Annotated in this window: 12 protein-coding genes and 1 pseudogene; 3 read left to right on the top strand and 10 right to left on the bottom strand. The window is 61.5% G+C overall.

Annotation, left to right across the window (positions count from 1 at the left end; translation table 11 throughout):
- The 5 genes and pseudogenes from C0398_05060 to clpB all read right to left on the bottom strand — a co-directional run.
- Positions 1–1,554, bottom strand: a 1,554-nt coding sequence (locus C0398_05060; GenBank protein ID MBA4365360.1) for a hypothetical protein, incomplete at its 3' end; no start/stop codon positions are given.
- A 147-nt stretch (positions 1,555–1,701) separates the two neighbouring features.
- Positions 1,702–1,890: pseudogene (locus C0398_05065) on the bottom strand (hypothetical protein).
- Positions 1,891–2,055: 165 nt separating this feature from the next.
- Positions 2,056–4,200: a hypothetical protein gene (locus C0398_05070; protein MBA4365361.1), complete on the bottom strand. Its 2,145-nt coding sequence runs from the start codon at positions 4,198–4,200 to the stop codon at positions 2,056–2,058.
- 175 nt (positions 4,201–4,375) lie between these two features.
- A complete protein-coding gene (locus tag C0398_05075) occupies positions 4,376–7,204 on the bottom strand; it encodes an excinuclease ABC subunit UvrA (protein ID MBA4365362.1) in 2,829 nt (942 codons plus the stop codon).
- A gap of 68 nt (positions 7,205–7,272) precedes the next feature.
- Entirely contained in the window at positions 7,273–9,885 is a 2,613-nt protein-coding gene (clpB, locus tag C0398_05080) for an ATP-dependent chaperone ClpB (GenBank protein MBA4365363.1), read from the bottom strand.
- 203 nt (positions 9,886–10,088) lie between these two features.
- On the opposite strand from clpB, the gene C0398_05085 reads away from it, so the two are divergent.
- The 3 genes from C0398_05085 to C0398_05095 are packed head-to-tail and all read left to right on the top strand — an operon-like array spanning position 10,089 to position 12,623.
- On the top strand, positions 10,089–10,724 hold the full coding sequence (locus C0398_05085) for a phosphohydrolase (GenBank protein MBA4365364.1): 636 nt from the start codon (positions 10,089–10,091) through the stop codon (positions 10,722–10,724).
- Entirely contained in the window at positions 10,693–11,706 is a 1,014-nt protein-coding gene (locus C0398_05090; protein ID MBA4365365.1) for a pseudouridine-5-phosphate glycosidase, read from the top strand. Before C0398_05085 ends, C0398_05090 begins: the two co-directional genes overlap by 32 nt.
- Before the next feature lie 11 nt (positions 11,707–11,717).
- Complete coding sequence (locus C0398_05095) at positions 11,718–12,623, top strand: hypothetical protein (GenBank protein ID MBA4365366.1); 906 nt, start codon at positions 11,718–11,720, stop codon at positions 12,621–12,623.
- Here the strand turns inward: C0398_05095 and C0398_05100 are convergent.
- The 5 genes from C0398_05100 to C0398_05120 all read right to left on the bottom strand — a co-directional run bounded on the left by C0398_05100 (position 12,611) and on the right by C0398_05120 (position 22,100).
- Positions 12,611–13,660, bottom strand: coding sequence for a hypothetical protein (locus C0398_05100; protein MBA4365367.1), 1,050 nt, complete (start codon positions 13,658–13,660; stop codon positions 12,611–12,613). The two genes, C0398_05095 and C0398_05100, sit on opposite strands and share 13 nt — an antisense overlap.
- A 280-nt stretch (positions 13,661–13,940) precedes the next feature.
- Positions 13,941–14,840 carry a nucleotidyl transferase AbiEii/AbiGii toxin family protein gene (locus C0398_05105; protein ID MBA4365368.1) on the bottom strand — a complete coding sequence of 300 codons (900 nt, stop codon included), beginning with the start codon at positions 14,838–14,840 and terminating at the stop codon, positions 13,941–13,943.
- Positions 14,837–15,445: a hypothetical protein gene (locus tag C0398_05110; GenBank protein ID MBA4365369.1), complete on the bottom strand. Its 609-nt coding sequence runs from the start codon at positions 15,443–15,445 to the stop codon at positions 14,837–14,839. The genes C0398_05105 and C0398_05110 overlap by 4 nt, the downstream gene beginning before the upstream one ends.
- A 342-nt stretch (positions 15,446–15,787) precedes the next feature.
- Positions 15,788–18,877, bottom strand: a complete 3,090-nt coding sequence (locus C0398_05115; protein MBA4365370.1) for a hypothetical protein — start codon at positions 18,875–18,877, stop codon at positions 15,788–15,790.
- On the bottom strand, positions 18,816–22,100 hold the full coding sequence (locus C0398_05120) for a hypothetical protein (GenBank protein MBA4365371.1): 3,285 nt from the start codon (positions 22,098–22,100) through the stop codon (positions 18,816–18,818). The genes C0398_05115 and C0398_05120 overlap by 62 nt, the downstream gene beginning before the upstream one ends.
- Positions 22,101–22,258 lie beyond the last annotated feature (158 nt).

Here is a 22,258-nt window from a genome sequence, read left to right on the forward strand (position 1 = left end):
ATACGAGGAAACAGGCTTGTATGCTTGCGTCAGAGCAAGTTCGAGTGTCGCGGTATTGCCGACATTGTCCGTCGCCTCGATCACGATGGACGACACGCCTGGTTTCGGCTGTACAGGCACGGAGAAGTCGCCGTCCAGGCCGACCGCCACTTCCTGTCCATCGACGATCAGCGAGCGCAGGCCGCTGCCGGAATCGACCGCAGAGCCCACGACCGAGATTTCGGTACCATTCCTGACGATGCCGGCGCTGAGTATGGGGGCAGTCGAATCGGCAGTAAGTCTAAGCGTTGCATCTGCCATGTTGCCGGCCGCATCCGTCGCGGTGACGTAGATGGTATTTGCTCCTTCGGCAAGCGACAGGTTGTAAGTGTGTGGTCCGTTCTGAGAGCCCTCGGCAGCCTTGACGCCGCTCACCCAGACCTGCACGAAAGCATCACCCTTGTCGTCGCGCACATCCAGCAGCAGAGCAAGACTACGGTACCGGACGGTCGCCGAGCCCATCAGTTCGAGCGGAAACGCAATCGTGGGGGCCAGCCTGTCGGGAGACATGAACATGGCTTGAATGGTATGGTTGGCTGAGATGGCAGAGAACGTATAGGTCATGGTCGTCTGGTCCGTGACCATTACCGGCATCCCATCGACGACCACACTGACGATGGAGTTCCCTGCGCCGGCAGTGATGACGAACGTTTTGGAAGATCCCTCGAAGACGACGACATCTCCTGACGGAGCAATGGTCCCGCCCAGCCCGGCAGTCGCCTTGAGCGTGTAGGTGACTTTGGGGAACGCATACAGGAACAGGTCATCAAACGCTGGCTTGGATCCCTGCGAGTGGCTGTAGCCATACTCCCATGTGAGCCCTGACGCTACGACCAAGCCAGAACCAAGTGCGTATTCGACCAACGTGGGCTTGAGTGAGCCGTCACGGAAGATGACATGTGCGCCCAAAGGAAGCACCGAGAAGTAGGAGTGACTGGCAGAAGTTCCGGAGAACGGAGAAGCGAGAGGAATTCCGTCAGAGAGTTCGCCGGTGGCAATAGGGTGTGCAGGGTCGACGACGACGTTGGTGCCTGCATAGTTGTTGGCCTTCACGGCCCCTCCCGGAAGTGGGGTCGCAAGATCGCCGTCGTTCCAGCCGTTGTCACATGCAGAGAACACGAGATGTCCCCCGGCACTCACCCATGCCGTCAGCTCTGCCGCATGCGCTGCATACGCATCGTAGAACCCCTGGGGCTGGTCGCTGGCAACGTAAACGTTGCGGTAGTCCGAAAGGCTCACGGTCACACCGAGGTCGGACCACGTCGCAATCCTTGGCGCATAGCCGAGCGAAAGCAGCAGGCTAATGTGCGACGAAGTCCCCCACGGATACGCGTCCTCAAGGACCAGGACGGGAACGCCGACAGGCAGAAACTGAAGGGCAGCGTGGACGCCTGCCGGCGTCCATCCAGATGGTGCAGTTGTGGAAGACTGGTCTGCCGCACGCACCGACAAACCCGGCGCGACCAGCCCAAGAATCAATGTCAGAACGAGAACGGAAGAGAACAGCTTCTTCATTGAGGCCTCCATGTCATGTTCGTATCGCCTATGTCGTGCGCGCGATCTCGATGCCGTGACTAATTCCCTTTATATGTGGTCGCGGATATTTGTCAAGCGACGGCACGGCCCGAGCATTCTGCTCAAGGAGAACGCCTGACATCTGCCTTACCGCACCTTGCCCTTGAGGAACTGACCTGTCAGCGACTCTGGATTGCAGGCGATCTGCTCGGGGGTCCCCGTGGCGATGATGCGACCGCCCTTGTCGCCACCCTCAGGACCCAGGTCGATGACCCAGTCGGCGTTCTTGATGACCTCCAGGTTGTGCTCGATGACGATGGCGGTATTGCCCTTATTGCCTTCCACCTCGACGCCGGTCTCCTGGAAAGATATCGACAACCTGGGCACAGGACCAGCTCAACAGCTCGTACTGCCCGCCGGAACACTTGAGTGAGGAACCGATATGAACCTGCCCCCGGGGTGAGCCAGGGGCAGGAGACGAACAGGTGTGGAGTGGAAAGGCTACGGCCAGTAGGTCAGGGAGACGGTTCGGGAAACGGGTTCCCAGGCAAGGTCGAGGCCGAGGTTCTCGGCGATGGCCCGCAGGGGCAGGAAGGTCCGGCCCTTGACGATCATGGGTGCAACATCAAGGGTGATGGGTGTACCGTTCACGAGGGCAGTCGTGCTGCCAATCGTCAGGGCGACGGTCCGGCTACCCAGGGCGACTGTGGCGGTCTTCGTGGAAGGATTCCACTGGACGGAACCACCGAGTGCCTCGATGAGGGCACGAATGGGAAGCAGAGTGCGACCGTCCTTAATGAATGGGGCCGCATCCAGCCTGCGGGTCAGCCCGTTGACCTCCATATCTGCGCTGCCGATCGTGAGGACAACGTAGATGGAGGAAGGTGCGCCCGGGGAGGAAGCACTGTAGGTTACAGCGAAGCTCTGGGAAGTGGTATTGCCAGCCCTGTCCGTAGCTTCGATGACGAACGTGTTGACACCCTTGACCAATGCCAGCTTCACACTGAATGAACCGTCAAGGAATGGGACCACGAGCTCGCCGTTGACGGTGAGGGAAGCGAGGCCCGACACTGCGTCGATGGCGGAACCAGTGAGGGTGAGCGTGGCAGTAGAAACCGAGGACGGAGGGTCTACGGTCAGGACCGGCGGCCTGGTGTCGACAACAAGGATGATAGCCCGCTCGGTACGGTTGCCAACGCCGTCGACCGCCACGATGATCAGCTCATGCCGACCGTCGGGAAGTGTGAGCCGGACGCGGATGTCGCCGCCCGTGTAGGAGCCGCCGACACGCTGCCCGTTCTCGAAGATGCCGACGTCAGCAATGGACGTGTCGTCGGTGACGACAAGGTGCAAGTCATACGGCGACCCAACGGCCGACTGAGGCACGCCGTCGGGCAGTTCGATGACCGGAGCCATGACGTCCATGAATCTGAACTCTGCTCTGATCGTGTGGTTTGCCATTACCTTCCCAAACGTGTATGTCATGGAGTTCAACCCCGTCAGGGAAACGGACTTGCCGTCGACGACGACTGAGGCGATCATGTTCGGCGGGGTGGCAGTAATCGTGAACGACTGGCTGGCACCCCCGGAAACTGGAATCTCGCCAACAGGATCAATGGTTCCCCCGGCGCCGGCTGATGCTCGGATGACATACTCGGCTTCGTTCTCGATGTCGTCCAGGGCATCCTGGAAATCGGCGTCGAGGCTGGTGTAGTAGACAAACGTCTGCTGGTGCCCTGGCTCAAGGGTGCCGAGGTCGGCACAGATGCTGATGGCCTGGTCTTCGATCACAGAACCCTTGGGGGATATGTAGGTGTAATAGTTGTAGACACCCGCCTGGTCATAGGCCGCAGTTGCATATGGGTCAGTGTTCGTGAAGCCGAACGTCGACACACGCACGCGCGCATCGGCCGAGTAGTAGAAAATCGATACACCTGACGCCAGGCCCGTCGCACGTACCAGCGCCTTGCCGTCGGCAGTCTGCTGGACGACAATCTCGTTGTCAGTGGTGTAGTAGTAAGTCCCATGGAGGTCACGGTCCTGGTCCGGGTCGACGTTGCGCATGTACCGGACGGATTCAAGCGGCGTCGTGCCCGTGTTCTGGAGCGTGATGGTATTTCTGAAGAAGCGCTGATCATAGCGGAACTGTACGACTTGCGTGACGCGAAGCTTGTTGCCATCCCCTGTGCTCCCTACCCACTGCGCGCGAAGCACGTCGACAGACGACAGGTCTGTTACAGACTCCTTGATCACGTCTTCATCACCCATCGTCTCGGCATTGTTGAACACCGAGGGCACGCCCTGGATCTTGTACCCGACGACAAAACGCTCCTCGGGAGTACCCGGCAGGAAGAAGTCACCGGTCGTCGGCCCACTGCCCGTGTTGAATCCATCCTGGTCCACACTGAGGCCAATTCTGCCGCCATAGAATGGCGTGGGATGGAACCCAACGGGAGCAGCTTCGTGGGTTCCAAATGAGCCCGCCCCCGAGATGCCGACCGAAAGGTAAGTGCCCTCCAGGAAGACATCGTCGTCAACGACGGCACTCCGCGCCACAGTGGCGGCCCAAGTACTCCCAACAGAACCCAGCACCATCATGAACACCAGTATCGTGGCAAATAGCCCCGTTCTTCTCCTGTGCATCATATCCTCCCTTTGTCTCCACTGACTGTCTCCAAGTCTCTACGGTAGACCCGCAGTATGTATCCCTTATAGGGACCCCGCCAGTTTTGTCAAGCGAACCTGCCAGGCATGCCACGTACGACGTGGGCTGCGCACGCCCCAACACGGCCTGCGCAGCGGCCAACATGCTTCGCTACGACTATCTCACCTTGTCCTTGAGGAACTGTCCCGTCAGCGACTCCGGGTTGCAGGCGATCTGCTCGGGCGTGCCTGTCGCGATGATGCGGCCGCCCTTGTCGCCGCCCTCGGGACCCAGGTCAATCACCCAGTCGGCGTTCTTGATGACCTCCAGGTTGTGCTCGATGACGATGACCGTGTTGCCTTTATTAGTCAGCTCCTGGAGGACACCCACGAGCTTCTCGACGTCGGCGAAGTGCAGGCCGGTCGTCGGCTCGTCGAGGATGTACAACGTCCTTCCTGCTGTACGCTTGCCCAGCTCCGCCGCGAGCTTGATGCGCTGGGCCTCGCCGCCCGACAGGGTCACGGCGCTCTGCCCCAGGCGGATGTAACCAAGTCCGACGGCGTCCAGCAGCTTCAGCATGTGCTTGAGGCGCGCGTGCGCGTCGAAGAAGTGCAGGGCTTCCTCAACCGACATCTCCAGCACGTCGGCGACGGATTTGCCCTTGTAGCGGACCTCCAGCGTCTCGGAGTTGAAGCGCGCGCCGTGGCACACTTCGCACGGCACATAGACGTCCGGCAGGAACTGCATCTCGACCTTGGTGAACCCATTGCCTTCGCAGGCCTCACAGCGGCCGCCCTTCACGTTGAAGCTGAACCGGCCGGGCTGGTACCCGCGCACCTTCGCCTCGGGCATGCGCGCGTAGACCTCGCGGATGGGCGTGAACAACCCCGTATAGGTGGCCGGGTTGCTGCGCGGGGTGCGCCCGATCGGCGCCTGATCGACCACGATGACGCGGTCGATGTATTCGACACCTGTCAACTTCTCGTAGCGGCCTGGCTGGTCCTTGGCATGGTACAGCTCGCGTGCCAGTCCCTTGTACAGGCAGTCATTGATCAGCGTCGACTTGCCCGAGCCGGACACGCCCGTGATGCACGTGAACATGTGCAGGGGAATGTCGGCGTCGACGTTCTTGAGGTTGTGCTCCGTCGCGCCCTTGATCAGCAGGTGCTCGCCGTTGGGGGTGCGCCTGCTCTTCGGCAGGGGGACGGACAGCTTGCCCGTCAGGTACTGCCCCGTCAGCGACGTCGGCTCGGCGATGATGTCCGCCAGGCTGCCGGCGGCCACAATGCGCCCGCCGTGTTCGCCGGCCCCCGGGCCCACGTCGACAAGGTAGTCCGCCGTGCGGATCGTCTCCTCGTCATGCTCGACGATGACCAGCGTGTTGCCCAGGTCGCGCAGCTCGCGCAGGGTGCTCAGCAAGCGCTCGTTGTCACGCGGATGCAAGCCGATGGACGGCTCGTCCAGCACGTAGAGGACACCGACCAGCTTGCTGCCCACCTGCGTCGCCAGGCGCAAGCGCTGGGCCTCGCCGCCCGCAAGCGTCGCCGACGCGCGCGAGAGGGTCAGGTATCCCAGGCCGACGTCCAGGATAAACTTCAGCCGCTCGTTGATCTCGCGCAGCACCTGCTTGCCGATCGTGCGCTGGGTCTCGGTCATCGCCTCAGGCAACTGGCCAGCAAACTGCAACGCCTGGTCGACCGACATGTCGGTGACCTCGCTAATGTTGCGCCCGGCCAGCTTGACGGCCAGCGCCTCGGGCTTCAGGCGCCTGCCATGACAGGTCGGGCAGTCCTTCTGCACCATGAAGCGCTCGTATTCCTCTTTCATGGCTTCCGAGGTCGTCTCTTCGTACCTGCGGGCCAAGAGGTTGATGAGCCCTTCCCAGTGGAACTTGTAGATATGGTCGGTCCCTTCGCCGTCCTCCCAGTGGACCGGGATGCGTTCCCTGTCACCGTGCAGGACAATGTCCATAGCTCCTGCCGGCAAGTCGCGCACTCTCTGGTCCGGGTCGTACCCACGGTACCGGAGCGCCTGCACGACAAAGTCCTTGCTGAACGTCGAGGCGGCAAGGAAGCCAGGGATCTGGATGGCCCCCTCAGCGAGCGACTTGTCGTGGTCAATGATCATGTCGATGTCCGGCTCCAGCTGGAAGCCGAGACCGGTACACGTCGGACACGCGCCATAGGGGGAGTTGAACGAGAACAGCCGCGGCTCGATCTCCTGGATGCTGTAGCCGCAGATGGGGCAGGCGAAGGTGCTCGAGAAGAAGTCGAGCTTGCCCGTCGCCAGGTCCAGGACCTTGATGACGCTGTTCCCTTCCTTGAGCGCCAGTTCCACCGAGTCGAACAGGCGCGTGCGTTCGTCCGCGGTGACCAGCAGCTTGTCCACGATGAGCTCGATCGTGTGCTTGCGCTTCTTATCAATGCTCGGGACCAGGTCGTCGACACTGTACTCCGTACCGTCGACACGGTAGCTCTCGAACCCCTTGCGCTGGACATCCTCGATCAGTTTGTGGTACTCGCCCTTGCGCCCCTCCACCGCAGGCGCCAGCAGGGCGACGGTATGCCCGGGGTACTCTGCCAGCAGGTGCTCGACGATCTCCTGGGGCGACTGCTTCGTAATGGGGATATCATGGTTGGGACAGTACGGAACGCCGGCGCGCGCGAACAGCAGACGCAGGTAATCATAGATCTCGGTCAGCGTACCGACCGTGGACCGGGGGTTCTTGCTGGCTGATCTCTGGTCGATGGCAATGGCGGGGGACAGCCCCTCGATGAGGTCGACGTCCGGCTTCTGCATCAGGCCGATAAATTGCCGGGCATAGGCAGAGAGCGACTCGACATAGCGGCGCTGCCCCTCGGCGTACAGGGTGTCGAACGCCAGCGAGGACTTGCCCGAGCCGGACACGCCGGTGATGACGATGATCTTGTTGCGCGGGAGCCGCACGCTCACGTCTTTCAAGTTGTGGACGCGCGCACCCTTGATGAAGATGCTTTCTTCAGCCATTCATCGACCTCTCATTTCGAATTGTGAATGCCTTTGGGGTCTGACCCCAAGGCATTCACATTTGTGGGCTACTGCTTGTGGAAGACGACACGGTCGGCGTCGTAATCGGCCAGAACCTTGTCGCCGGGCTTGACCTCGCCGGAAAGCAGGGCGTCCGCCAGGCGGTCTTCCAGGACCTTCTGGACCGTGCGCTTGAGCGGCCGGGCGCCGTAGACCGGGTCGTAGCCGATGGTCACGAGGTGCCTGCGCAGTTCGTCGGACACGGTCAGCTCGATGTCGCGCTCGCGCACTTTGGCCACGGTGCGTTCGATGACCAGGCTCAGGATCTCCGCCAGTTCGGCCTGTCCCAGCGGGTTGAAGACGACCACCTCGTCCACGCGGTTCAGGAACTCCGGACGGAACACGGTCTTCATGTGCTCCAGCACCGCGGTGGTGACGCGCGAGTACTCCTCTTCGTACGCGACCGTCCCGGGTGTCGACCCGATACGGCTGATGATGTCGCTGCCGATGTTGCTGGTCATGATGATGACCGTGTTGCGGAAGTTGACCGTACGGCCCTTGCCATCCGTCAGGCGCCCGTCGTCCAGCACCTGGAGCAGGATGTCGAACACGTCGGAGTTGGCCTTCTCGACCTCGTCGAGAAGGATGACCGAGTAGGGATGTCGGCGAACAGCCTCTGTCAACTGACCGCCCTCTTCATAGCCAACGTATCCGGGAGGAGCCCCGACGAGGCGGCTGACGCTGAATTTCTCCATGTACTCGCTCATGTCGATGCGGACCATGCGATTCTCGTCGTCGAACAACACCTGCGCCAGCGCCTTGGATAGCTCGGTCTTGCCGACACCCGTGGGGCCCAGGAAGATGAAGCTGCCGATGGGACGGCTGGGGTCTGACATGCCGGCGCGCGACCGCTTGATGGCCGAGGCAACAGCATGGATTGCCTGCTCCTGGCCGATGACGCGCTTTGCCAGGCGCTCCTCCAGGTTGACCAGCTTCGTCACCTCAGTCTCCATCATGCGGGACACCGGGATGCCGGTCCAGCGGCTGACGACCTGCGCGATCTCCTCTTCGGTCACGGACTGCTTGAGTTCGACGCCGCCCTTCTCCTGCGATGCGAGCTGGTCGTGCTGTGCCTCGACCTTCTTCTCCAGCTCGGGGATCGCGCCGTACTTGAGCTGTGCCGCCTTCTCCAGGTCGCCCTCGCGGGTCGCCTTCGTGAACGCGGCCTTCTTCTCCTCGAGTTCCTTGCCGAGCCGGGCGGCTTCCTCGATGACGTCTTTCTGCTTCCGCCAGGACAGCTTCAGCCGGTCCGCCTTCTCCTTGAGCTGGGCGATCTCCGCCTGCACGTCGGCACTGCGCTTCCTGGACTTGTCATCGGTCTCGGCAGCCAGCGCCTTGCGTTCCATCTCGAGGATGACCAGCTTGCGGTCCAGTTCGTCGATCTCGACGGGCATGCTCTCGAGCTGCATCTTCACCAGCGACGCCGCCTCGTCCATGAGGTCGATGGCCTTGTCGGGCAGGAAACGGTCCGTAATGTAGCGCGCCGATAGCTTGGCCGCCATGACCAGGGCCCCATCCGCGATGCGCACGCCGTGGTGTGTCTCATACCGCTCCTTGAGGCCGCGCAGGATGGAAATCGTATCCTCGACCGACGGCTCACCAACCATGACCGGTTGGAAGCGGCGCTGGAGAGCGGCGTCCTTCTCGATGATCTTGCGGTACTCGTCGACCGTGGTCGCGCCGATCGTCCGCAGTTCACCCCTCGCAAGCGCCGGCTTCAGCATGTTGGAGGCGTCCATGGCCCCCTCGGCCGCACCCGCCCCGACGACCGTGTGCAGTTCGTCGATGAACATGATGATGCGGCCGTCGCTCGCCGTCACAGCCTTGAGCACGGACTTGAGCCTGTCTTCGAACTCGCCGCGGAACTTGGCGCCCGCGATCATCGCGCCCAGGTCGAGTGCGAAGATCGTCTTGTCCTTGAGCTCCTCGGGGACGTCACGCGCTACGATCCGCTGAGCAAGGCCTTCGACGACTGCCGTCTTGCCGACGCCTGCATCACCGATGAGCACGGGGTTGTTCTTGGTCCGGCGCATGAGGATCTGCATGACGCGCCGGATCTCCTCGTCGCGGCCGATGACCGGGTCCAGCTTGCCCTGGCGCGCCTGCTCGGTCAGGTCACGGCCGTACTTCTTGAGTGCCTCGTACTTGTCTTCGGGCTCCTGATCCGTCACGCGTTCCGTCCCGCGCACCTTCACCAGCGCGCTCAGGATGGCTTGCTTCGTCACGCCGGTCTGTTTCAGCAACGGTCCGCATGAGCGGCTGTTCTCGGCCAGCGCGATGAGAAGGTGCTCGATGCTGATGTATTCGTCCTTGAGCGCCGTCATCTCGTCCTCGGCCTTGCGGATGACCGTGCTCAGGTCGTCAGAGATGACCAGCTGACCGACGGGGACGCTGCCCGAAACCTTGGGAAGCCGCTCGATTTCCTGTTCGACCTGTGACGACAGCGCTGGGGCAGCAACGTTGAGGTATGGGAAGAGGGAGGCTGCAAGCCCCTCCTTCTGTTCGAGAATGGCCTGGAGAAGGTGCAGCGAATCGGTGGCCTGGTTGCCGTGGCCTTCGCTGGACCGCGCCGCCTGTTGCAATGCTTCCGCTGACTTTGTCGTAAACTTGTCGAGTGTCATATCGTCCGCCCTTGGGCGTCACCACCTCCCGTATGCAGAGCACGTTTGTGCCCGTCTGAGACTGCCACAGTATACGGTGGGCTTGAAAAAATGCCAAGCGTCCATATGATGAAGAAGCACTACCGTGCCGCAAGCACGGAGCTTGTCCAGGACTGACATACGGGAGCGTCGACCTTGTTCGTTCTCCTGACGGTAGCACGGAAATGAGCCCTGAACTGCTGCTCGAACAGACAATCAGCGGGGGCATGAGAGAAGGCATTGTGGGAGCACTGCTGGAGGTGCTCGAGCGTACGGACAACTTTACGCTTACGCATTCCTATCGTGTTGCCCAGCTTGCCGTCCCCATGGGGGTCGCACTTCATCTGTCCGAGGACGACCTCGAAACCCTTCGCGTTGCGGCGTTGCTTCATGATCTGGGCAAAGCCTTCATCCCTGCGCAGATCCTGCTCAAACAGGACTTCCTCACCGAAGAGGAGTTCGCCATCATGCGCAAGCACCCCGAATACGGTTCTGCCGTCATTGGGAGAGTCCCCGGCTTTTCCGATGTGTGCGACATCGTCGCGTCTCATCATGAACGGTACGACGGTGCAGGCTATCCTCATGGAACAGCCGGCGCGGACATCCCGATGGGTGGACGCATCCTGGCGGTGGCTGATTCATTCGACGCCATGGTGACTGCGCGCGTGTATCGACATGGCGCCCAGCCCGACATGGCTGCGGCGGAAGCGGCGAGGTGCGCCGGATCGCAATTCGACCCGGTTGCCGTCGAAGCCTTTCTGGCCACAACGCACTTCATAGGAGCCCGTCATGGCGAGAAGAGTACAGCGCAGCGAGAATGACCAGCTGACCGGGCACAAGATCGGCAACAGCGTCACCAAAGGGTTTGCCGAGGGAACCAGGCGCGGTGAGGCACGTCCCGAGGAGTTCGTCATCGCCGAGGAAGTCCAGGAGGCTCTCCGCAAGGGAGCACCGGTCGTCGCCCTCGAATCTGCCATCATCACCCATGGCATGCCGTACCCAGTCAACCTCGAGCTGGCACAGGAGCTCGAAGCCATCGTCCGCAAGGGTGGAGCCGTCCCCGCCACGACTGCCCTGGTCTCGGGCAAGATCCGTGTAGGTCTCTCCAAGTCTGAACTCGAGATGCTCGCCCGGGCCAAGTGGGTCAAGAAGATCGGACCCCGCGACATCCCCGTCGCTGTCGCCATGGGATTCAGCGGGGGCACGACCGTCGCTGCGTCGCTGAACATCGCCGACGCCGCAGGTATCCGCGTCTTTGTCACCGGTGGCATCGGGGGCGTCCACCGTGGCGTGAGCGAGATCCTCGATATCTCTCAGGACCTGCCCGTCATCGGGCGGGCTCGGTGCATCACCGTGTGCGCGGGCGCCAAGTCCATCCTCGACCTGAGGAACACCCTGGAGTACCTCGAAACGATGTCCGTCCTCGTCCTGGGTTACCAGACCGACACCCTGCCCGCCTTCTACGTGCGCGACTCCGGCATCCCGCTCGAGCACCGCGTCGAGAGCGCGTCGGACATCGCCTCCATCGTGGAGGCACGCGACCGCCTCAAGCTCGAGACCGGGATCCTCGTCACGAACCCGATCGCCGAGGGTGACCAGGTCGATCCAGCAAAGCACGAGAAGATCCTGCAGGCAGCGCTCAAGAAGGCTGCGGAAGAGGGTGTCGAGGGCAAGGCGATGACGCCGTACATCCTGGCCTACATGCAGAAGAACCTGCCCGGCGTCATCGAGGCCAACATCGCGCTGATCAAGAGCAACGTCGCGCTGGGAACGCAGATCGCCACCCTGCTGAGCCACCGCTGAGCCTGGGTTCCATGTTCTTCGTCACGGGCGACCTGAACATCGACGCCACAACGGTGGCGCCCAGCCTGTCGCCTTCCGGCAAGGAAGCACAGGCGAACATCATGCTTTCCTGCGGGGGGCAGGGAGGGAACGTCGCCTTCTTCCTGCGCTGCCTGGGCCGGCTCGTACAACTGTTCGGCACGCTGGGGACCGACGTCGCAGGAGACCTCTATTTGGCGCACCTGGCGCGCCTCGGCATAGCATACGCTGGAGGCCGCGTCGACGTCCCGACGGGCATGGTCAGCGTCGTCCAGGAGGCAGGTTCGTACCATATGTACTGTCAGCGGGGCGCCAACGCAGCGGTAGATCCTGCTGCATTTGCACGCTTCGTGCGCAGTGCATTCGAGACGACTGCAGACGTCCTGTTCGTGTCAGGGTACAGCCTTCTGAATGATGGCTGCTGGGCAGCTCTCGAGTTCGTGCTGACCAGTCCTGCGCCCGCACGGCCGCTGGTCGCGATGGATCCCGCCAGCATCGACGCTATGAATGCCATGGGCCGCGATGCTGTTCTTTCGGCGGTTCGATTGTGCGACTACGTGCTGCCCAACGAAGAGGAAGCCTGCTGGCTGGCACAGGAGGCAGATGCCAACAAGGCAGCCCGCATCCTCCACCGATCGACCGGGACAACCGTCGTTGTCAAGCTCGGCTCAGGAGGAGCTCTCCTATGTGGCGACGAGGGCATCATTGCGACGCCAGGCGTCCCCCTCACGCCCGTCGACGTGACGGGAGCGGGAGATGCCTTCGCAGCCGCCTTCCTTTCCGCGTTTGTTGCGAACTCAGATCCCCAGGCAGCTCTCACAGCCGCCGTGCGCTTCAGCGCGACCAAGGTCCAGCTGGCAGGCACACAGCCTCTGGAGCTCCTGAACTACAGCGGCTGATCCTCAGCGCTCGCGGGTCCTTCCGCGGCAGAGCGGCGGCTGGAAACGATCCCCAGCGCCAGCCCGGCCAAGATGACGGCGCCTCCCGCAAGCTCGGCCGGACCCGGCCGATCACCCAGCACCAGGAACGCCAGCAGGCTGCCCAGAATTGGCTCCCACAGTAGCATCAGGGCAACGAACTGCGGCTGAAACGACCTGAGTGAAGCATTGATGAGGCCGTGGCCGACAGTCTGGCCGAGGACAGCGGTCACCGCAAGCCACATGAACGACGTGCCCGACAGTGGCAGGAGGGACCTTCCAGCAATGAGGCACACGACCCCCATCAGGAAAGCCGCCCAACCGAACGCGCCCACGTTGTAGGAGACAGTGTCCATCTGCCGGGACGCCCTGCGCCCGACGATCAGATACAGCGACGCCGCCAGCGCCCCACCCAGGGCGAGCAGGTTTCCGAGGTTGGCGCCCGTGCCGGACCGCAGCCCGATGAAGACACCGCCTGCCGTTACGACAGCAACGGCAACCCACAGCAGAGGGCTGGTACGTTCCCGAAACAGGACGAGGTCCAGGACGGCCACAAACAGCGGGTTCATGGTGACGAAGACCAGCGAGGACAACACCGAGGTCATTGACAGCGACGTCACCCACAAAGCGAAGTGCACAGCCAGCAGCGCCCCCGCCAGCATTGTAACAGGGGACAGCCGTAGTTGTTGTAACATGCCCGTACCAAGGGCAGGATGGATTCCCGCCTGCGCGGGAATGACTGACAATGCTACACTTCTGGACGGTTCCATTCCTGAAGCAGTGTTGCACTTCGGGATAGATCGACTACTGGCGAGCGCGTTGCGCCTTCGCCACGCTTGCAGCGGAAGGAGCAGGAGCGTCGACAGCGCCAGGCGCCAGAATGCGGTCACAAGCGGGTCCGTACCAGCCAGCTTCATGAACGTCGACGTGCCCGACACACCCAGGACGGCCATAACAAGACCTGCCCAGGCCTGGGCGTCGGGTCGACCCCCGCTCTTCTGTCGCGCTGTTGCTCTCATGCTGTACAGTATAGCCACACTCCACCCTGACGAGAGGCATGACGGAGACTGTTACGCTTCGGGACGGTTCCAATTCTGTAACAGGCGGCAGACGCGTTCGCCTGGATATGGGAAAACCCCCGACAAGGGGGATGGACAGGATGGATTCCCGCATCCGTGGGAATGACGGAGAGCGAAGGGATTGGATTCCCGCCTGCGCGGGAAGGACGAAACCACGCGAGAATGACGGATCAGCGGCGTATGGGCGACAGAACGCATGCTTATGTTGGTTGACAGAGACTCACCGAGTTCGAGTGCCAGGTTTTGTTGCCGCGATCATCGTGACAATTCGTCGATAGTAACCTCCAACGCGATCGGCAGCAGCAATGTCGACATCAATGTGACATGCTGCGGCCATAGCTGCATATGGCTTCTTCCAGGACACCGGCGGGTCCGGGAGTGTCTCGGGGGTCGGATGGCTGTTTCTGTGGCCAAACGTGGCTACCACTGCTGCAGCGACACCTTCAGGATCCAAGTACCCCGTCTCGAGGAGCAGTGTCATGTCGACGAGGTCCTTGACGCGGCTGTTGTCGCGCGTGCCTGCACGGAGCATGGTATAGGCATGCAGTTTCTCGGCGAACTGTTGTTCCAGGCTTGTCGTGGTAAGCGGAGATGCCTCGATACCGGCGAAGCCAAACCAGTCCTCACCCGTTGTGACGCGAAGGGGTTCGAGGAGAACGTCTCCAACGGCAACATCGACGTGGAAGGTAACGAAGGCCCGACCCCCGAGCATCGCGCGAACAGGGAACCTCTCGCCGCCGTAGAGCGGGCCGTCGAGGTCCATCATCGACTCCCCCACTTGAAACTCGAGCCAGTCACCTGCTGAGCGTGAAGCAGCCTGCTGCAGCATCCGTTGTAGAGTTACGCGGTTGTCGGAGCCTCTGCCAATACTGATGTTGAGAGCGAGATCGATGTCGCGAGTCGCCCGGGCGGATCCAATCGCCAGTTCCAAAGCATGTCCACCCTTGAGAATCCATCTGTTGACACCATCATACTGTATGCGCGTGACAAATCGATCAAAGACGACTTGCTGTCGCAGGCGTTGCAGATCCTCACCTTTACTCAGAGCCCGTTTCCTGAGGCGATCCTCCAGGGCCTGGCGGAAGGACACCGCGTCATTGTAGTGCCGCGGACTGCTCATCGGTGGAAGATGCTTCGTATGATCTCCGCGAAGGGAGAGGGCGGGTTCAGCCTGGCAGCGTTGGTCAGATCGTCGCGCTGCACGAGCCCACGCTGGAGGGCTTGGCGGATGGCCTGCTCGAGAAGGTCAGCAGAGATGCTTGCAGCAGCAACGTCGATAATCGTTCTCAGGGGACGAGTGACGCTGTACCCCTCCATCACCTGAATGTCCACGGGCTCGAGCGTTGCACGATGGATGACGAGGATGGCGGGGATCCTGGCCGACTTCCTGAATGACAGTGGGACTGTCATATGGAGCCTTGCAGGCATGACATCCGAGAGTTCGTAGATGGACAGCGCCGTCTCATGAGAAAACACACCCTGGGGCTTGCCCTTGCTGTCTCGTGACCACAGCGACCACAGGACGAGGTCGGGCCGATCAGCCGACGTGTAGTCGGCAATGCGGTACACGCCATACCCCTCCCGTATCCAGTTTCCAGTCTCACTCTGGTAGTACTGTGAGGGATATGAGTAGCCAGCCTCAAGAGCCTGCCTGGCAGTGAAGTATCCCTGCTGGCGGGAGGCAATGCTCCGTATGTTGCGTTCCGATTCCTGTGTTGTTCCCATTTGCACAACCCTTAACATTTTCTTAAGTATTGTGCAATTCCGGGGAAAATCAACAGTCAGAAAGGATGGATTCCCGCCTTCGCGGGAATGACGGAGGGGCGCGGGAATGACCGATCATGTGTAACAGGGGACAGACGTAGTTGTTGTAACATGCCCATAGCAGGGGCAGGATTGGATTCCCGTCTGCGCGGGAATGACAGATTATGTAGCAGGGGACAGACGTAGTTGTTGTAACATGCTACAACCGAGGCAGGACTGGATTCCCGCCTTCGCGGGAATGACGGAATGCAAAGGGCCCGCCATCGCTGGCGGGCCCTCGTCATTCAGGAGATTGGAAGGACGTCAGGGTTCCCAGGTGATGGTCACCGTCCGGGTGGGAGCGTACCAGGCGATGTCCAGACCGAGCTGCTCGGCGATGAACCGGAGGGGCAGGAAGGTCCTGCTACCCAAGATGACGGGAACGACCTTGCTGTTCGCCGGGTCGATGAGGGTGCTCTTGCCGTTCACGGTGGCGATGTTCTTGCCGATGGTCAGCACCATGGTGACACCGCGTGCCTTGAGGGTGACCTGGCGGGTCGTGGCATTCCAGGCGATGGAGCCGCCCACTTCCTCCACAAGTGCCCGCAGGGGCAGGAGGGTCCTGCTCTCGAGGATGACCGGCGCGACGTCCATAGCCACGCTGGCGCCATCGACGACCATAGCCTTCCTGTCGATGGTCAGATCGATCCTCCGCCCAGCGTGCTGTTGCTGAACCGGTGTGAGATCCAGGGTCCACGTGAGAGAGCCACGGTTGCCTGCGTTGTCGAGCGTTTCCACAACGATGGTGTTGAGACCGCGCTTCAGGGGAAGGGACGCGGTGAATGTCGCGTCCAGGTAGGGGATGACCTCGGTGCCGTCGATGGTGAGAGAACGGACACCGGACAACTCATCGCTGATGGTTCCCTCGACGTTCAGGGTCGTGCCGGTGACCATCCTGGTCAGCGGCCGGGGAAGGACGACTTCGGGAGCATGGGTGTCCAAGGTGATCGTGAAGTGACGCTCGGCTCGGTTGCCTGCCTCATCGACCACCGTGATGTCGACCCGGTTCGTGCCTTCAGTCAGCGACACCATGCGGTCTATCGTGCCAGTACCAGTGGATGCACTTGCCTCCACGCCGTTCACGGCAACCTTCCACTGCACGTTGCGCTGTCGGTTGTCTTCGGCCATGAACTGCAGGCCGAACGGAGACCGGTTCACCGTGAAGGAGGGAGCGGTCCCTCCCGATGCCCCGGTCACGCCGGGCCAGGAGGAGAAATCGGGCAACTCGATCACGGGGGGCATCGTGTCCAAGTACCGTGCAGGGAGGAACACACTGTCCACGCTCGTACTCATGGTGAGAGGTAGGCCCACGCCGCTGTCGGTACAGGTGACGCGAACAGCCAGGTGTATTCCCTCGTCGATGGGAGAAACGACGTACGTCGAAGCTGTCGCGCCAGGGATGAGTGCGAGTCCTGTCCCTGCCGCGTCATCGGCCCGGAGCCACTGGTAGGTGTAGGACAGGACTGACATGCCGGAGATGTCCGTGTCGATGGCGTCGTTCCAGCTGCCGACCATGGCACGCACCTCGTGGTTCACGAACAGGTTCCCGGCGATGCTGGGCCTTTCCGTGTTGACAGGAGCATCGTTGCGGGGGATCACGACGACGGTCACGGTGATCTCGTCCGTACCCGTCAGGCCGTCCTCCACCTGGAGCGTGAAGGTGTCCGTGCCGTTCCAGTTGGCAGTCGGGTGGTAGACGGAGGAAGCCGTCGAAGACCCCACGGACGGGGCAGGAAGTGTCAGGGTGCCGTGCCCGGGAGGCGTGATGACGTGCCAGGTCAGCGTGTCGATGGCATCCGCATCTGTCGCATGGAGTGTGAACGTGAAGGCAACTGGCGACTCATCTTCGTCGCAGGCCGTGGATGCTTGGGCCCCTTCGGTGATGACCGGTGCGGCGTTGAGGATAGTGATCGGTAGGGGCGCTGACAGTGCCGACGTCGCCTGGTGCAGAGGAAGGCCGACGCCATCGTCGGTGCACGTGACCATCGACCGAATCAGTTGAGGGTTGTCGACAAAGGTAAGCACGTATGTGAGACCGGTGGCCCCGGGGATGTCGACGAATGTTGTCCCGCCGTCCGTACTCAGCTGCCACTGATACGTATAGGACAGGACCGACATGCTGGAGACACTGGTGTCGATGAGATCATTCCAGACACCATCCGCCGCCGTCAGGGTCCGACCAACGTGCGGGATGCCGGCAATGGCAGGAGGTGCCGTGTTTACCGGCGGGTCGTTGACGGGGGTGACAGTGATGGTGAAGGTCTGGTCAGCGGAGGTGTCCACGCCGCCGTTCAATACGCCATCGTCGTCATGAATGTGCAGTGTGACGATGGCAGACCCGTTCATGTTGGCGGCCGGAGTGTAGGCCAGTGTACCGAGGGGAGAGGCGACGGCCTGTGAGCTGAAGAGTGCGTTGTTGTCACTGGTAACATCGAAGTGGAGGGCTTGCCCTGCTTCATCGGCAGGACCGGCACTGATGGCAGTTGCCCACAGGGCGACCGTCTGCACGCCACAATCTTCGAGGACCGTTTGGTCGGCGCCCTTGGTGAAGGAGGGGACGTCGTTGACTGCGGTGACGGAGATGGTGAAGGTCTGGGGAGCGGTCGTGAGTGCGGCACCGCCCCTCGTGGCATCGTCCGTGAGCGTGAGTGTCACGGTAGCCGCGCCGTTCATGCTAGGGGCAGGGGCATAGGTCAGGGTGCCTGTGGGACTGACGGCTGGCACCACGCTGAACAGCGCAGGGTTGGTGTTGCCGGTGACCGTGAACGTCAGAATCTGCGAGGACTCGTTGGCAGGACCGGCACTGATAGCGGTTGCCCAGGCACTGACCGTCTGTGCACCACAATCCTCGAGAACCGTCTGGTCGGCGCCCTTGGTGAACGAGGGGACATCGTTGACCGGGGTGATGGTCACGTTCACGGTGATGTCGTCCATACCGCCGTACGTATCGCTCACACGCACGACGAACGAGTCCGAGCCGTTGAAGTCGGCGGTGGGAGTGTGGCCGATGGCCTTGCTCAGGCCTGTGCCGCTAACCGTGGCAGTGCCGTGGGAAGCAGGCGTCGAGACGCTCCACGTGAGGGTGTCACCGTCGGCATCCGTCGCATCGAGGATGAGGCTCCATGCCAGGGGATTCCCGTCCTCGTCTATGGTGACCGAGGTCGATGCACCTTCGGTGATCATGGGAAGACGGTTGATAACTTGGGGGGTCCAGGATGTGACGAGCGTGACACTCTGCGTGGCAGGGTCACCAACGCCGCTGTCGGTGCACGTGACTCTTGCGCGCAGGAGCCTATGAGCATCCGCATTCGACAGGACATACGTGGCGGAAGTGGCAGATGCGATGTCCCCCACATTCGTTCCGGAGACGCCATCCGCACGAACCCACTGGTATGTGTAGGTCAGAGACGCGGAGGCCAGCCGAGTCGATAGTGTCACTCCATGTGCCGGGGTCTGCCGTCAGCGTGTCGCCCACGTTCATGGTTCCCGAGATGCTGGGCAGGATGGTGTTCACGGGAGCGTCGTTGCGGGGGTTCACGGTAACGGTCACGGTGATCTCGTTCTCGCCCGTCAGGCCGTCTTCGACCCGGAGCGTGAAGCTGTCCGTCCCGTTCCAGTTGAGAGCGGGATGGTAGACGGGAACGGTGGAGAGTCCGGTCGGATCCGCAGGGAGGGCAAGCGTTCCATGCGCAGGAGGCGTGAGGATATGCCATGTCAGGGTGTCGATGTGGTCCGAGTCTGTCACGTGGAGCGTGAGACTGAACGGCACGGGGCTCTCGTCCTCGTCACACGATGCCGATATGGCAGACCCTTCCGTGATGACCGGCGCTCCGTTGAGGATGGTCACCGGGAGCGAGATGGCCGTCGTGCTCTGAGAGGCGGGGAGGCCGACGCCCGTATCGCTGCAGGTAACCTGCACACGAACCTGCTGGAGGTTGTCGGGCAGTGTGAGCACATACGAGGGACTTGTCGCGCCTGCGATGTCCGAAAACATGGAACCACCGGCCGCAGTGCGTTGCCACTGATAGGCGTAGGATAGGACTGACGTGCCGAAAACGTCCATGTCGATGGCATCATTCCAGTCACCGGCCGTTGTCGCAACGGTTCTGCCAACGTGAGGAGTGCCGGAGATGGCAGGAAGGGCAGTGTTCACTGGTGAGTCGTTGACGGGAGTAACGGTGATGGTGAAGGTCTGGGAAGAGGAGGTATCCACGCCGCCATTCGCCGTGCCGCCGGTGTCATGGACGCAGACAGTGACCGTTGCAAAACCATTCTGGTCCGTGGCAGGGGCAAACGTCAGAGTGCCCGTGGCAGGGTCGATGGCTGGCTGAATCCTGAAGAGAGAATTGTCGTCGTTCGCCACAACGAATGACAGGGTTTGAGAAGACTCGTTGGTGGGACCGGCACTGATGGAGGTTGCCCAACCGGCGACCGTCTGTGCTCCGCAGTCTTCAAGGACCGTCTGGGCAACGCCCTTCATGAAGGAGGGGACATCGTTGACCGCGGCAACCGTCAGTGTGACAGCGGCCCGTGCACTGGCGAGGAATCCATCCCAGGCTTCATACGTGAAGGTGTCGGAACCGCAGTAGTCAGCTACTGGCACATACGTGAACGACCCGTCGGCCTGAAGCGTCAGCGTCCCGTGAGCGGGACCTGTCACCATGCGCCCCGTAAGGTGATCGCCGTCCACATCGATGTCGTTTGCCAGAACTCCTGGAGCAGAGACAGTCATCGCAACGTCCTCGGCAGAAGTATAGGAGTCATTGGCTCCCACAGGGGCTTCGTTCACATTCGTCACGATAATGTCGAAGTCCTGTTCATACGACAATCCCCCGGAATCGGTCGTACGGACGTGGAGCGTATAGGTGTTCTTCGTCTCAAAGTCAAGGCCAGCCTTCGTCCGCAAGTAGTTGACGTTGAACAGCTCAAGTACGTCCGCTCCCTCACCGGGCAGCGTATAGGTGAACCCGGTTGTCGTCTCCGGGTCCTGCGTGGTGAACCAACCTACCTGTGTGCCAAGAGGAACGTTTTCGGGAACAGTGCCACTAAACAGCGTGATGCCAGTGGGAGCGTCGTTGACCGGAGTGATTGTCAGACTTACGGCGACGGTAGAGCTCTGCCGTGCACCATCCCATACAGAGTACCTGAACGAGTCTGACCCATTGTAGTTGCGCACAGGGGTATACCTGAACGATCCATCCGAGCTGAGGCTAACGCTCCCGTGAGATGGGCCGGAGCCAAAGATCGCCTGGATTGACGGGCCATCTATATCTGCGTCATTTGCGAGAACGCCAGGCGCGGGGACTGATAGGACAGTGTCTTCGAGGGTCCCGTAGGAGTCGGCAACTCCCTGAGGGGCATCGTTGACGGGAGTGACAGTGATGGTGAAGATCTGGGGAGCGGAGGTATCCACACCGCCATCCGCCGCGCCGCCGTTGTCATGGAGGGAGACCGTCACGGTAGCCGTGCCGTTCCCGTTGGCAGCAGGCGCATAGGTCAGGGTGCCGTTTGCAGCAATGGCAGGCTGCACAGAGAAGAGGGCAGTGTTGTCGTTGGTGACCACGAAGTCAAGGGTCTGCCCTGCTTCCTCGGCAGGACCCGCACTCATGGAGATCGCCCATCCGGAGACGGTCCGGAAACCACAGTCCTCAAGGACCGTCTGGTCGGCACCGTTCGTGAAAGACGGGGCGTCATTGACAGGGTTCACGGTGACGGTCACGGTAGCGGTCGGAGCATCAGTGAGGACGTCACCGAGCATGCCACCGTATTCGACGACGTAGCCCGCTGTTGATGTGTTGCTCCCATCGAAATCATTCCATGTTCCATTGGAGTAGAAGTGTGCATAGTCCTCACCGGTACCCCAGTTGTTTGGCTCGCCGCCAGCCCAATTCGCATACCGACCGGGAGTGAGACCGTAGCCACCCGTAGAACTGGGATAGTTGTACTGAGTCTTATCAACACCACCAGTCTGCGTACAGAACTGCGTCTGCTCAGCAGCAGGTCCCGTTACCCATTTCCAGATACTCTCCTCTGTCTCATCACTGGCGCCCATCCAGCCCTGGCCTCTCAGCCTGGTCTCCACGAACGCCTGTTCTCCCGGCGACGTTATCGTCACGAGGTAGCCCTTCCGCCCGTAGAGCAGCGGCTTGTCCTCTGCGGCAACCTTTGCCTGCAACCATGTTTTCCCCGCGTCCTGAACGAACTCGTAGTAGTGCCCGGTGCCTGCGTAGAACAACGTGCTTCCCTCGCTCACCGTATAGGTGAAGGTATCCGTCCCATTCCAGTTGGATGCCGGGGTGTAGAGGATGGTGCCTGCAGAGGCATCAACAATGACTGCAGTCCCATGTCCGGGGGCCGTCATCACCGCTGCAAGCTTGAGGCCACCCAGCGGTGCATCATTCCCGAGAACGCTTATTGTGACTGCAGTATCCTCATTGGTGGTAGCAGCATCGTCAACCGCTGTAGCAGCCAGCACCGCGGAGGGCACAATCTGTAGCTGGGCAACAAGCAGGACAACGAGCGCACAACCAAGAGCCCACGAACGCCAATCCCGTTTTCCACCTTTCCACCTTTTCACAAAGCCCCCCTGGTCTGTGATGACTTTCCGCTGCCAAGCGACATTTCTCCCCGAACACTCTACCCGCTTCGCTTCTCACTGCAAGACCATCCGCAGTGGTGGACCACAGCCAGAAGAAGGCGTTCCTAAACAGAGCATGGATTCCCGCCTTCGCGGGA

Source organism: Coprothermobacter sp. (assembly GCA_013824685.1).
GTDB lineage: Bacteria > Caldisericota > Caldisericia > Cryosericales > Cryosericaceae > Cryosericum.

Bases quoted from the DNA above. Each gene is read 5' to 3' on its own strand.
- C0398_05090 (MBA4365365.1), top strand. From the start codon at position 10,693: ATGGCGAGAAGAGTACAGCGCAGCGAGAATGACCAGCTGACCGGGCAC.
- C0398_05105 (MBA4365368.1), bottom strand. From the start codon at position 14,840: ATGAGCAGTCCGCGGCACTACAATGACGCGGTGTCCTTCCGCCAGGCC.
- C0398_05110 (MBA4365369.1), bottom strand. From the start codon at position 15,445: ATGGGAACAACACAGGAATCGGAACGCAACATACGGAGCATTGCCTCC.
- C0398_05085 (MBA4365364.1), top strand. From the start codon at position 10,089: ATGAGCCCTGAACTGCTGCTCGAACAGACAATCAGCGGGGGCATGAGA.
- clpB (MBA4365363.1), bottom strand. From the start codon at position 9,885: ATGACACTCGACAAGTTTACGACAAAGTCAGCGGAAGCATTGCAACAG.
- C0398_05095 (MBA4365366.1), top strand. From the start codon at position 11,718: ATGTTCTTCGTCACGGGCGACCTGAACATCGACGCCACAACGGTGGCG.
- C0398_05075 (MBA4365362.1), bottom strand. From the start codon at position 7,204: ATGGCTGAAGAAAGCATCTTCATCAAGGGTGCGCGCGTCCACAACTTG.
- C0398_05100 (MBA4365367.1), bottom strand. From the start codon at position 13,660: ATGAGAGCAACAGCGCGACAGAAGAGCGGGGGTCGACCCGACGCCCAG.
- C0398_05070 (MBA4365361.1), bottom strand. From the start codon at position 4,200: ATGATGCACAGGAGAAGAACGGGGCTATTTGCCACGATACTGGTGTTC.